This window comes from Gemella bergeri ATCC 700627, assembly GCF_000469465.1.
In the GTDB taxonomy this organism is placed as follows: Bacteria; Bacillota; Bacilli; order Staphylococcales; family Gemellaceae; genus Gemella; species Gemella bergeri.
Genome location: NZ_KI271876.1, coordinates 1 through 13,158 on the forward strand (window position 1 = coordinate 1; position 13,158 = coordinate 13,158).

12 protein-coding genes are annotated in these 13,158 nt (G+C 27.4%); 2 read left to right on the forward strand and 10 right to left on the reverse strand.

Translation table 11 applies throughout. The features are described 5' to 3' along the window. Window positions 1-341: 341 nt before the first annotated feature. The 6 genes from HMPREF1983_RS07335 to HMPREF1983_RS07360 all read right to left on the reverse strand — a co-directional run bounded on the left by HMPREF1983_RS07335 (window position 342) and on the right by HMPREF1983_RS07360 (window position 4,822). The gene (locus HMPREF1983_RS07335; RefSeq protein WP_021753690.1) at window positions 342-821 is read right to left on the reverse strand and encodes an NUDIX hydrolase; all 480 of its coding nucleotides are present in this window, start codon (window positions 819-821) and stop codon (window positions 342-344) included. A 33-nt stretch (window positions 822-854) separates the two neighbouring features. Next, window positions 855-1,646, reverse strand: a complete 792-nt coding sequence (locus HMPREF1983_RS07340) for an ABC transporter permease (RefSeq protein WP_021753691.1) — start codon at window positions 1,644-1,646, stop codon at window positions 855-857. A 1-nt stretch (window position 1,647) separates the two neighbouring features. Then, entirely contained in the window at window positions 1,648-2,007 is a 360-nt protein-coding gene (locus HMPREF1983_RS07840) for an ABC-2 family transporter protein (protein WP_162790166.1), read from the reverse strand. Window positions 2,008-2,433: 426 nt separating this feature from the next. Further along, window positions 2,434-3,390: an ABC transporter ATP-binding protein gene (locus tag HMPREF1983_RS07350; RefSeq protein WP_021753693.1), complete on the reverse strand. Its 957-nt coding sequence runs from the start codon at window positions 3,388-3,390 to the stop codon at window positions 2,434-2,436. 98 nt (window positions 3,391-3,488) lie between these two features. Continuing rightward, window positions 3,489-4,196 carry an ABC transporter permease gene (locus tag HMPREF1983_RS07355; protein WP_021753694.1) on the reverse strand — a complete coding sequence of 236 codons (708 nt, stop codon included), beginning with the start codon at window positions 4,194-4,196 and terminating at the stop codon, window positions 3,489-3,491. 2 nt (window positions 4,197-4,198) lie between these two features. Next, window positions 4,199-4,822, reverse strand: coding sequence for an ATP-binding cassette domain-containing protein (locus HMPREF1983_RS07360; RefSeq protein WP_052526619.1), 624 nt, complete (start codon window positions 4,820-4,822; stop codon window positions 4,199-4,201). A 272-nt stretch (window positions 4,823-5,094) separates the two neighbouring features. Between HMPREF1983_RS07360 and HMPREF1983_RS07365 the strand changes: the two genes are divergently transcribed. Further along, window positions 5,095-5,337: a type II toxin-antitoxin system Phd/YefM family antitoxin gene (locus HMPREF1983_RS07365; RefSeq protein ID WP_021753696.1), complete on the forward strand. Its 243-nt coding sequence runs from the start codon at window positions 5,095-5,097 to the stop codon at window positions 5,335-5,337. A gap of 248 nt (window positions 5,338-5,585) precedes the next feature. Here the strand turns inward: HMPREF1983_RS07365 and radC are convergent, their stop codons facing one another. From radC to HMPREF1983_RS07385, 4 genes are all read right to left on the reverse strand, one after another. Beyond that, window positions 5,586-6,362 carry a RadC family protein gene (gene radC, locus HMPREF1983_RS07370; RefSeq protein ID WP_021753698.1) on the reverse strand — a complete coding sequence of 259 codons (777 nt, stop codon included), beginning with the start codon at window positions 6,360-6,362 and terminating at the stop codon, window positions 5,586-5,588. Further along, window positions 6,356-7,084, reverse strand: a complete 729-nt coding sequence (locus tag HMPREF1983_RS07375) for a prepilin peptidase (RefSeq protein ID WP_021753699.1) — start codon at window positions 7,082-7,084, stop codon at window positions 6,356-6,358. Before HMPREF1983_RS07375 ends, radC begins: the two co-directional genes overlap by 7 nt. A 124-nt stretch (window positions 7,085-7,208) precedes the next feature. Next, on the reverse strand, window positions 7,209-8,066 hold the full coding sequence (locus tag HMPREF1983_RS07380) for a MetQ/NlpA family ABC transporter substrate-binding protein (protein WP_021753700.1): 858 nt from the start codon (window positions 8,064-8,066) through the stop codon (window positions 7,209-7,211). Window positions 8,067-8,566: 500 nt separating this feature from the next. Continuing rightward, window positions 8,567-9,331 (reverse strand): alpha/beta fold hydrolase, encoded by a 765-nt coding sequence (locus tag HMPREF1983_RS07385; protein WP_021753702.1) that lies wholly within the window; start codon window positions 9,329-9,331, stop codon window positions 8,567-8,569. A 434-nt stretch (window positions 9,332-9,765) separates the two neighbouring features. Here HMPREF1983_RS07385 and HMPREF1983_RS07390 point away from each other — a divergent pair, with 434 nt between their 5' ends. Further along, window positions 9,766-13,077, forward strand: coding sequence for a hypothetical protein (locus tag HMPREF1983_RS07390; protein ID WP_021753703.1), 3,312 nt, complete (start codon window positions 9,766-9,768; stop codon window positions 13,075-13,077). Window positions 13,078-13,158: the final 81 nt, after the last annotated feature.

A 13,158-nucleotide genomic window follows, 5' to 3' on the forward strand; every position in this document is an offset into this window, starting at 1 on the left:
ATTATAAAAAATATTATTATAAAGAATAGAATTCTTTACTTTTATAAAAATAATCTATCTAATTTTAAACCATACTAATATTAACATTATTAAAGCTAGAATAATAAACATATATCCTGCAATTTTTACCATTTTTATTACTTTTATAAATATTATATCAGATATTTTTCTTCTATAACTAAAAAAATATAACGGAATATTCTCGCTATTAATTACATAACGATAACAAACTCAAAAATTGATTTACAATAATTAAGATAATTATTACAAATATACAAACCATATAATATACTCTAAAGAAAGTAAATTCTTTTTACTATCGTCACCGTCTTTCATTACGTCTATAAAATTTTCCAATTATTATACTTTACCTTATCTAAAAAATTCTTCTCTTTATTTATTTCTTGTTTCAATTTTAATATTACAGGAGAAGAGTTATTTTCAGTTAAACAATTTAATTTCACCCAACATATTCCTTTAGAATCATTTATTTCACTATCATTTAGATACTCCAAAATATTTTTTTGCAAGGGTTTTATTTCTATGTTATAAAATATCATAATATGATGTGTTGTATGCCCAGTTTCTTCTGTTACAAAGACATCGTATGCCTTTGGGTTATAATACTCTGATATTTCATATCCAGTTTCTTCTTTAAACTCTCTTAACAGTGTTTCCGTTAATCCCTCATAGTCTTTCTGACTTCCACCAGGTAAATCATATCTATTTTTATACGGTCCTTTATTTTTTTTTATACATAACAACTCTCCATTATTTATATATATTCCATAAATTCCTATATGTGTGCTAAGTGTATTCATTTTTTATCACCTCCTTTGGAATCCTATTCGCAACTATGACCCTGTGCTTTGATATTTCTTTAATCCAAAATTCCATATTGTTTTATAGATTAATATAAGAAGAAATGGACCGAATAATATTAGAAGTAACGATTCCAAATTAAAACTATCATGTAAATTTATTAAATTTACCACTGGAAAGTATCCCACAAATGCAAATGGAATAACTATTAGTACTACTTTAATAAAAAATGGATAAATATTAATTGGATAATTTGCTAATTGATATATTTGCCATAAAACTGTTTTTATACCATCATTTGTTATCGAAAAAAAACTAAATGATACTAGTGCTAGATATATAGCCTCTCTTACTAAAACTGCCGATATTATAAACAAAATAAATTTTATTATAAATAAATAATTCACATCAATACCTAAATTATATAGTGAAAAAAACACAATAACTATACCTGTAATTAACTCAAATAAAGCTTCCTCATCTAATTGGAAAATAATAAATTGATAAAGTATATTAAGCGGTCTTAATAAAAACAAATCAAGTTCTCCTGTTTGAATTAAATATGGAACTTCTAATGTTGTAACGAAGAAAAATTCCCATAACGCCGATGTTAATGTTAGAAAACCATATAAAAGTAATAATTGATATAAAGAAAAGCCACCGATTAAATCTGTATAATTTAGCGTAATAAGTAAAATAAATAATGTTGTAAATGTATCAAGTAAATAACCTATATTCCCTATGAAAAAATCAAGTTTATAACTTAATATTCTTTTTACATCCATTTTAAAAAACTCTACATATAAATATAAGTGTTTCTTCATCCTAACCTCCCATTATATCAAACTTCTTAAATACGTACTGTGATAATTTTTTTGAAACTATCAATAGTGTAATCAACCAAAATATTTGTATTCCTAGAATAAATAAAATTTTCCCGAAATCGTTATCATATACTATTATAGAGATGGGGGCATACATTATAGCATAAAACGGAGTAACTTCCGATATTTTCAATAATAATTTTGGATATAAATCTAGTGGTAGTAATCCACCTCCAAAAATAATAAGTAGGGCATTTACTAATTCAGAAATACCATTTATCCTTATAAATACTGTTGACAAGAGTGCAACAATATAACCTAATAAAAATGCAATAATATAACTTAATAAATACACTAACATAAAAAGTATTAATCGATTAAAAGATAAAATTTTAAACACTAAATTATAAAAAAACAAGATATAAACAACTAAAATAGGTAATACTTGAAACTTTAATTTGTATAGAAAGTTACCTAAAGTAGTGAAGAATGTTATAACCAGTAGCCCGTTAGGTCTATTCAAATAATTAATAATATTACCTTTTAAAATTTTGTCAGATACAAAATTTGTAGTTATTTTCATAGGTAATATTATTTGTAGCATAATAGCTAATAAAACATAAGTTATAATTTCATCAATATTAGTAGAATTATATTTTTCAACATAAATCCATATACTGTACTGTACTGTATTAATACCATAGAGAGTGATGCTATTATTTGCATTATTGTATTAAATTTATATTGTAATAAATTTTTATACTGATATAAAGTATAGGAAAAAAATCTATTCATAGTCATCACCTGTCTTATCCTTCACAAGCAATACTTCTTGAAGATCTAAATCCAATACTTCTGTTTGAGTAACGATACTTTCATTCGGTATTAATTTTATTATATCTAACACATTAAATTTAGTTTCATCAAAAACAAATTCTTTAGAATCAATATTTGTGCGTAACGATAATATTCCTTCTTTTTCTAAATCTACCAAGTTTCTTCCATACATTTTTAATTTTTTATATTTATTAAAAATTTTCTTAAAACTTTTCACTTCACCGTCATAGCTTATTTCACCATCACTTATTAAAATCATTCTTTTACATATTTTTTCTATATCTGAAATTTCATGTGTTGTTAATATAATAGTTGTATTATACTTCTCATTTATTTTTAGTATAAGTTCCATAATTTTCTTCTTTATTTCTATATCTAAACCGATTGTCGGTTCATCCAAGAAAACTAATTGGGGTTTATGTATAATACTAGCTATAAACTCTCCACGCATCCTTTGCCCTAAAGAAAGTTGTCTGACTGGTTGATATAAGTATTCTTTTACATTTAATTCTGTTATCAAGTAATCTAACCATTCTTTATTATTCACATCATAAATTTTTGATAAATATTTGAAGGAGTCTATTAATGGCAAATCCCACCATAGATGTGATTTTTGCCCAAAAAGTGCACCTATGTATTTGGCATTTTTTTGTCTGTTAATAAAGGGATCTTTACCGAATACTTTTATAGAACCTTTTGTACTTGTTAATATCCCCAGTAATAATTTTATAGTTGTAGATTTCCCCGCTCCATTATTTCCTATGTATCCTACAATCTCTCCTTCTTTTATACTAAAGTTTATATCCTTTAACGCTCTCTTTATTTTCTTTTCTGTATTAAAAAAACTGATTCTATTTTTAATTATGTAGTCTTTGTTAAGATTATCAACTCTTATTATCTCTTTCATATAGTTCCTCATATTTTTAAAATTTTCTATATATTAATGTTTTGTATATCATAACCATTGTTTTTATGAATTTTCTTTATATATGTCTTTACCATAAATTAGATACCGTTCTTTATCCAAGACTTTTTCATAACTTTTAATATTATTAATACTAAAATAAAAATAGAAACAATATATATTAAAATTTCCGGCATATTTAACATACTATAATCACCTGTAGAAAAATATTTCTCAAAACCCTTGTAAGTCTTATTAGTAGCGTCAAAGAAAGCAAAAGTCGAATTTCCACCTAACATACTGTTTACAACTATTCCTAATATCCAAAAAACTATATTCACTCCAAATGAAAAAAGTATATTAGAAAACAAAAATGCAAATATACCGGAAATTAATAAAATACTAATAATTACACTAATAAAATAAAAACATATTATTAAAAAATCTTTAAAATTATCATAATACAAAGATAATATTATTAAAGCTGATATGGCTGATATAAAATACCAAAAAAAGATCACCAAAAATTTTTGAATAAAATATTTAAATACCGTATAGTTTAAAGTTTTATAAAATATAATATTTTTTTCTTTATAATCTACATTAATAAAATTTATAATAGGAATAGAAATTATTAATGGACCAAACTGAGTAAATACCGTATATACGGATAAGATAAATTGGTAATAATTTACTTGATTTATATTGTCTATAGTTTTCAGTAAAATATATCCAAATATAAACATTATATATGACGAAAACATTATAAATAAAAACAATTTATTATTCAAAGCACGTCTAAATTCCATATTTATATATCCCCTTTTATATATTTTTCAATAACTAATTCTTTGTTTTTATACTCTTTTATATTGTAATTTTCTATTAAGTAATATTTACCACCTAACTCAGATAAATCTGCCATATTATGTGTAATATTTAAACATACGACATCACTGAATTTATTAATATATTTATTTATAAATCTATACAACTCCAGTGTGGTTTGCTTATCTAAGCCATTTGTAAATTCATCAAAAATAATAATTTTAGGTTTTTTCGTTAAATAGAACAATAATTTTAATTTCTGTTTCTGACCATCGCTTAGTTTTGATATTTGAATGTTTTTATCTATGTTATTTATATTAAGTGTATTTTTTAATTCTTCCACAAGATAATCATCTCTGTTTAATACTTTTTCTAAGTCTTTCCACTTTAAATCAGAAGGAATATTACTATATGAAGAAATTACTACTACATCATTTGCACATACTGTACCTGAGTAGTCAAATCTCCCTTTCAATGCCTTTACCATACAAGACTTTCCTGAGCCATTTCTACCTATTAAATGCGATACTCCGCTACTAAACTCTATATTTACATTATCAAATAATTTTTTGTTTTCTATTTTTAAAGAAAAATTTTCAAATTTCACACTTATTATCCTTTCCATATACTTATATCAAATAGATAGAATTATATTTAACAATACTATTATCTTAATAATTACTTTGTTTCTCTTATGAATTTTTTTCATTTATAAAAATATTATATCAAAATAACTAATATGTTCCAATATAATATATTACAAAATATTTAGTTTATACAAATGAGCCTATCATAGAATTTATTTCTACAGTATCTTTTAGGTTGAATTTCTCCTATTATTCTTGTATATTAATATTAATAATCAAAGGAGGTGTTTTTATGAACATCAACACAAATAATTTAGTATCAATAACAGAAGCTAATCAAAACTTTTCTAAGGTTGCACGTATGGTCGATGAGAACGGCTCAGTAGTAATATTAAAAAATAATACCCCACGTTACGTTTTAATAGAATTTAATGAGTTCGAACAAGAACAACAAGCAACTGATGAAGATATTTTAACAATCTCTAAACGTTTAATGAAAAAGAATAAAGAAGCCTATGAGGTTTTGGCTAAATGATTAAACTTACTACAAACCAAGTTTTACTTCTTCTTTTTATATACTAAAAAATAAATAGAAGCGATGGTTTTCTTCCATCCCCTCTATTTATTATACAGCTTATATTTTTGTACTTTGTATCACTTAAAAGTACCGGTATTACTAGAATTGAGTTACTATAACACCATATATAATCTTTTTTATTTAATACCCATTTACTTTTTCTTATGCCCGTATTAAATATATTCTCTATCTTTATTAACATAAATTTAATATTTATTTACAATTTTATATTTTCTAATAATATATTGCAGCTGTTTTTGTGTGATTTTTTCTTTTTTATAATCGATATTTTCCTCAGTCAAATAATTTAAAACTCGTCGTATACTTACATAACCGGTTTTTGCTATAATAATATGGTCTAACATTTCTATTCCTACTATCTCTCCAACTTCTAATAAATTAACCGTCGTTTTAATATCTTCTAATGATGGTGTTGCATCTCCGCTCGGGTGATTGTGAATACATATTACACTTGACGCACTGTTTTTTATTGCATTTTTGAAAATTTCCCGTGGGTGAATAATTGACACACTAAGACTACCTTTAAAGACTTCTCGTTGTTGTAAAATTTTTCCCTTTGTATTAATATCAAGTGTAACGAAAACTTCTTGTGTTAAATTTTCTAATGAAGATTTTAAATAATTCGCTATTACATTGGGATTATTGCATATTACTTCAGGTTGCTCGGTTGCATAAATTCTTCTTGCAAATTCAATATTAGCAAGTATATGAATGGCTTTTTCATCACCAATTCCTTTATGCTTCGTCAATTCATTAAAAGTTACCTCTCGAAGATTTCTTATTCCGCCGGCATCTTTTAAAATACCGGTAGCAAGTTCTAACACATTTTTCTCTTTTGTTCCTGTTCTTAAAAGTATTGCCAAAATTTCCCTATCACTAAGGGATGTTGCACCAAGTGTTCTTAGTTTTTCCCTCGGGCGTTCATCCATCTCTAACTCTTTAATCGTATATCCCTTTACCATAAAATTGCCTCCCTTATTAAAATTATTGTTAAATAGGATAAAGTAATAAACGGTACCAAAGCAATCTTAGACCCTTTTTTAGCTTTCTTTAAAATTAATAACCCTATCGCAAAACTTCCGGCATATAAAAAAGTAAAAATCAATAAATACACTCCCTCATAAAAATTAAGACCAAGAGCTAAAATACAGAAAATTTTTATATCACCGTATCCCATTTTAAAACGTGTTAAAAAATATAAAATATGAAAAAGAACAATTAATTCGAAAAAATTATAAAAAGAAAAAAATTTAAAATTATAAATTACAAAAATTATACTGCAAAATAATAACGGGAAAAATAATTCATCAACTACTTCAAAACACTTCACATCTTCTATAGAAATAAAAGAAACTAAAACAGCAATTACAAGATGAAAAATACTTAAAAAAATAAACTGCTTCTGAAAAATAAAATATAATAAGGTTAACATACTCGCAAAAACTTCATATAAAAAAATATCAATAGGAATATGAGTATGAAAATAACGACAACGCCCTTTATTAATAATAAAACTTACAATCGGTATTAAATCACTTAACCCTAATAGGTGTTTACAACTATCGCAACAACTTCTTCTATACAAAAAACTTCTTTTATTGCTACTATCAACAAAACATTTTACTCCACTCGCAAAAACACTCATTATTACAACATAAAAACAAAGTAATACTCCCTTTTCCATACTATTTCTCCCTAAAATAACATTTATAGCCTTATTGTATCATACTGAAAAATATTTTAAAATAGATTTTAACCTAAAAATAAAGACAGCTTTTTGGCTGCCTTTATCTTTTATGTTTCATTCATTATTTAACAGGTAATACTGCACCATTCCATTTTTCTTGAATGAATTTTTTAGTATCTTCCGATTTTAATGCTTCTAAAATTTTCTTAACAACAATTTTATCTTTATCCCCTTCACGTACAGCCAAAATGTTACCATATGGGTTATCCTCTGTTGCTTCTTCAACCAAAACAGGGTCTTTTGTCGGATTTAAGCCGTTATCAACCGCAAAATTGGCGTTGATAGAAACTAAGTCGCCCTCTCCATTTTCGTAGAATTTAGTCATTAAGGCAGGATCATTCTCGTAACTGAATTTCAAGTTTTTAGGGTTTTCAGAAATATCATCAAATGTAGCTGTTATCGGATCAACACCATCTTTAACTTTTACTAACCCTTTTTTAGCTAATAACTTAATTACACGTCCCCACTCAGATTTATTATTACTTACTAATATTTGTGCTCCATCTTTTAGTTCAGAAACATCTTTTACTTTTTTAGAGTATAATCCGATCGGCTCCAAGTGTACTGCCCCGGCATCTTCAATTTTATAGCCATTTTCTTTAACTGCATTTTTTAAAAACGGTACGTGTTGGAAATAGTTAATATCTATTTCTTTATCGTTTAACGTTTTGTTAGGCACATAATAATCTTGGTAAGTAATAATATCTAATTTGATTCCTTCTTTTTCCAACTGTGGTTTAACATGCTCCAATAATACCGCATGTGGAACGTTAGTTGCTCCTACTTTAACAGTTACAGGATTGCTCGGGTCTAATTTTTCAACATCAATACCTTTTTTCTCGCTTGATTTACTTGAACAAGCTGTTAAAACTACTACAAGTGCTAAAAGACTTGCAACGAATGATAATATTTTCTTCATATGAAAATCTCCTTTTATATTATAATATTTTTTATTAACTGTGAGTTTTCCATAAAATAAAAAACTCCCCTACTCTCCTAAGAGAATAAGGGCGAAATCAATTTCACGGTACCACCTTACTTTTCGTAAATACGAACTCAATCACTACATCTGAATATATTATATATTCAAAGATAATGTGCATTTATAACGTAATGCTCACGAAAAAAGTTTGTTTAAAACTCACTCTTTTTACCATTCAAACCATTTTCATATATCGTCTACATTATGTGCTTACACCTACCCACACTCTCTGAAAAAGTTCTTATATACTACTTATTTGAATATTGGTAATTCTTTAACTTGAGTATATCTTATCATCATCGATATTAATTGTCAATAGTTTTTCTAACTTTTTGCTAAATTTTTTGAAAATTCTTTTTTGTAAGGGTTTTAATTCAGGTAGTTGTCTATTCAAAAAATACATTTTTCTGAGAAATCAATAAAATAACACAAATTTTTTATTTTAAATTATTTTTTTCTAACCACTCGTTTATAATTGATATTGTAACATTTCTGAATTTCGGTGCTTCGTACATATGATCAGAACCTTGAATAATTTTTAATTCAGAATTTTTATAACGTTTTGCTGTAGTTTTTGCGATGTTGGGCGAAACCATTTTATCATCTGTACCGGTTATTACTAAAACCGGTTTGGTTACTTTATCAAAATCGACACTTGCTCCTTTTTGTTTATCTAAAAATGGTAAAGCCATTTGAAAATATACAAAGCCGGACTCCGGAACCAGTTTAGCAAATTCTCTTTCTTTATAATGTAATTCTTGGTTATTCATACAGTAATCATAAAAAGCATGTTTATATGGTGGCATAGGCTTTTTCCAAAAACCCCAACGTAAAAAGTGTTTATAAAAACAAATTACCATATTCGGATAAAAAGCAAAAATTCCGGTAGCCGGTGCCGTTCCCATAAGTACAATACCCTCTACCTCTGTTCTAACAGCTACTAATTGTGCTATTAACCCGCCAAGTGAATGTCCTAATATTATCGGCGGTTCATTTAAACTTTCTACCAGTTGCACAATATCTTCTACATAATCATTAAGGCTTACCGTTCCGATTTTTCTTTCAGCTTCTTTATACGGTAAATCATGGTATCGAAGACTTGGTGTATAAACTTTTAACCCTAATTTTTCCAACTCCGTGGCAAATTCTCCCCAGACACTTCCGTCACACCATGTGCCGTGAATCAAAACGATATTCTTCATAACACTATCTCCTTTAGCAAATTAAATTTTACACTTATTATACTCTAAATAACAAAAAAATAAAATTATTTTGAGAGTGCTTGAAAAATATATTTTTAAAAGTATTTATAATATATAGAACTTTAACATATTCTATTCTTTACACCATAGTTATTACCCTTTTATAAAATAAACTCTATAAATTTATTTCATACATGATTTGCCTTTTTTGTTTCACATTTACTGTATCTCCACAGTTATTTTTAAGTTTATTTTAAGTTTTTATTTGTATTTTTCTGTAAGTCATGATAATATATTTAGTGAGCAACCTAGTTGTGTATTTTTTTAAACACCTATTGATAACGATTATCTCTATCGTGATTTTCTTTAAAAATTATTTTTAAAATACATAACAAAGTTTTGAATAATAAATATACTAAGAGAGGTTATCTTAAATGAAAAAAAATAGTTTATTTACGTTGTTGCTGGCAGGAGTTGTAACAACCGGTGTAAGTGCACCTTATACGGCACTCAATCATAATAACGTAGCAAATGCTACCGATAAAACTGCCGCTACCAACAAAACTTTAGATATTAAAAATCTAAAAGACGGGGAATACTCACTTGATGTGAAAATCTTAAATTTCAGTAATGGAAAAACGGCATCAATGGCAAACGGTGCTGTAAAAAGAGAAAACACACGTCTTATTGTTAGAAATGGGCAATATTTTATCAGACTTTCTTTCCAACCGATTGAACATGGTATGGGAAGTCAAAAATTCAGAGGTTACTTAGGTGATTTAAAATATTACAGCGGTGATAAATCTTATGCTGATAGAATGAAAATCGCTGATAATGAATTTAAAGAAACAACAATAGTAGAAAACTATAACACTAACGAAAAAGATGACTTTTTCGATACTTACAAAAAACACTATCCTTCTCGAACTGCTTATCCTAAGACAGTAGAATATCCTATTGATAAAAATAAAATAACTGCTGATAGCAAACTGGTTACTTTTGGTCAGGTCTACGTTCCTGTTATGGATTCTATTAGTGAGGGTCTTGGAACACAAAACATTATACTAAATCATGATTTTAGTACACTTAAAGTAATTAAAGTAGCAGAAGATCCGAAACCCATTGAACGATATGTTAACATTCATGTTAAAGATGATACTATAGTATCTCCTGTAGTTAGAAAAAATGTTGATACTATCGGAAAATTAGTTCAAGAAAACGAGCAAGAATACTTAGTTCTTACCTATTATAGTAAAATCGGTGAAGGTGAAAAGAATGACGGTCTTCAAAATATTAAATATGCGGATAAAGCTATTGAAAATGCTAAAGACTCTGATTTAAAAACTCCTACAGAGGTAAAAGTAATCCAAACTTTAAAAACTTCCGAAAAGACTTTTGAAATTTCTCAAGCTAAAATCCCCGTTACCGGTAAAAAAGAAGTTTTTGTTTACGGTGATTTTCAATATCCGGCAGGCATATTCAAAAAATACGGAATTGTCTCTTGGGATGATAAAAATGTTAATATCAATAAATCACCTAAAGTAGATGCTCCTAAACTATTCTCTCTTAAACCTGTAGTACATGGAACTACCGTTAAAAAAGCCGGTGACCCTAAGCAGGAATTCGATTTTTCTAAAGACGGTGTTGATTATTCACCATATAACGGTATTAACGGTGATAAATTCAAATTAGCTAATAACTACTTCTTCTCATTAGAAGCTGCATTTGAACGACTTAGTCTTGTGAATACTAAAACTCGTTATCTAAAATATACCTTAGATGGCAGCGAACCGACATTTTCATCACGAGATGCTGTAGCACGTTTTGCTAATGCCAACCCACATAAACCGGAATTTTACTACAACTTAAACATAGATCCTTTTGAAGAAGGTTCAAAAGTACCTACTACCGGTGGAAACTTAACACTAAAAGTAAAAGCATTTAGTGCAGACGGTAAAGAAAGTAGCGAAACAAAAACTTACGTATTACCTTTTGATAAAGAAACACTTGACAAAACAGAAACTACCGTTGACATCGATGGTACCAAGTACAAAGCTACATTATCTTCTGACAGAAAATTCTTACTTGATGAAGATGCACGTCTTGAAGCTACCCCTATTTCTGAAGAAATAATAAATAAAACACTGGACAGTAAGATTAATGAACTTGGCTTAAAAAATGCTAAAACTTTAAAATTAAATATTACTAAAAAAGATGGTTCTAAATTTACTCCTATTACTAAAAACGGTTGGGATGTTGGTGAAAATCCAATCTTTACTTTAAAACTGGAAAATTATAAAGCAACAGCTAACACTCACGCTTATATCTATGAAAACGGTATTCTTCGACCGGTTCCGACAAAAGCTAGTAGAACCGGTTTGGAATTCAATGTTAATAGTGATGAAGCATACTTTGTTATCGCTGAAAAAGATACAAAAGCACTAACTGAAGAAAAAATTGCAGAACTTAAAGAAAAAGCTAAGGAAGCGGAAAAAGTTCTTGCTGAAACTACCAGTATTTCTACTGCAAAATCTAATTTAGAAGCGGAATTACAAAAAGTTAAGAAAAAAATTAAATACAATAGTTTTACATTAAATGCTGTTCTTCTGCATCTGGAAAACATAGATAAAAACCTAAAAATTCTAAAATCTGAAAAAACAACAGATATAAAATACTTGCAAAAAAATGCTAAAACTCTAAGCGATATTGTTGATTCTGATATTTTAAAACAATTATTAACACCTGAAAAACTTGCTTCTTTAAATGAATTAAAAACACGTATGAATAATTCATTAACAGATACCGAAGCACTATCTAAAAATCTAAAAGAATTACAAACCGCATTAAATACATTAGAGTACAAATACCCTACTCAAGACGTTGAGTTCGCTATTAAAAAATTCCATCATCCTGAAGAAACTTCAATGGCAAATAATGTATTTGTTAACAAAGGAAAATTAATCTTCACTCCAACTAAAACTTACTTGGATATTGATTTAAAAACTATGATATTCGGTTCAGTGCATGCTCACTTGTTAGATTTTGATGTCTTTAAAGACCAACTTGATGGAGAAAAACTACCATATCATGTTGTTAATAAATACGATGACCTTAATTCGCTAACCGGAGAAATCGGTAACTTTAATAAAAAATTGCTCGTTGAATTAGAAAAAGATGTAAAAAACAGCTATGATGTTCGTGTACCTAATGACGGAATGGGAACTTCAAGACCGGAGGCAAAATTAGTATTCTCTACTACCATTAATCGTCCTGAAGTGCCAAGTGATGAAGAAATGACAGCAAAAAAACTAAAAGAAACCGTCGAAAATGCAAAAACTGAGATTGAAAAATTATCTGATTTAACTAAAGAACAAAAAGAAAAATTTGTTAAACAATTAAATGATGCAAAAGATATTAATTCAGCTAATAAAATCTTAGAAGATGCGAAAAAACAAAACAAAGAAAATAAATCTGATAAAGACAAATCAGGTAAAAACGATAACGATAACAATAACAACAACAATAACAACAATAATAACAATAACAACAATAACAACAATAATAACAATAATAACAATAATAACAATAATAACAACAATAACAACAATAACAACAATAATAATAATAAACCTACCGATAACGGTAAAAAATTACCTAGTACCGGTATTACAGCCACAACTACTGCCGGCTTAGGTTTCTTAACACTGCTTTTCGCTTTGGTTCTTCGTAGAAAAAACAATAAATAATTACTAAAAAAGGATATACCACTATTAATTTAGTGTATATCCTTTTTATCACTTTGCGAATCGTCTTCAAAAAGTGATTTC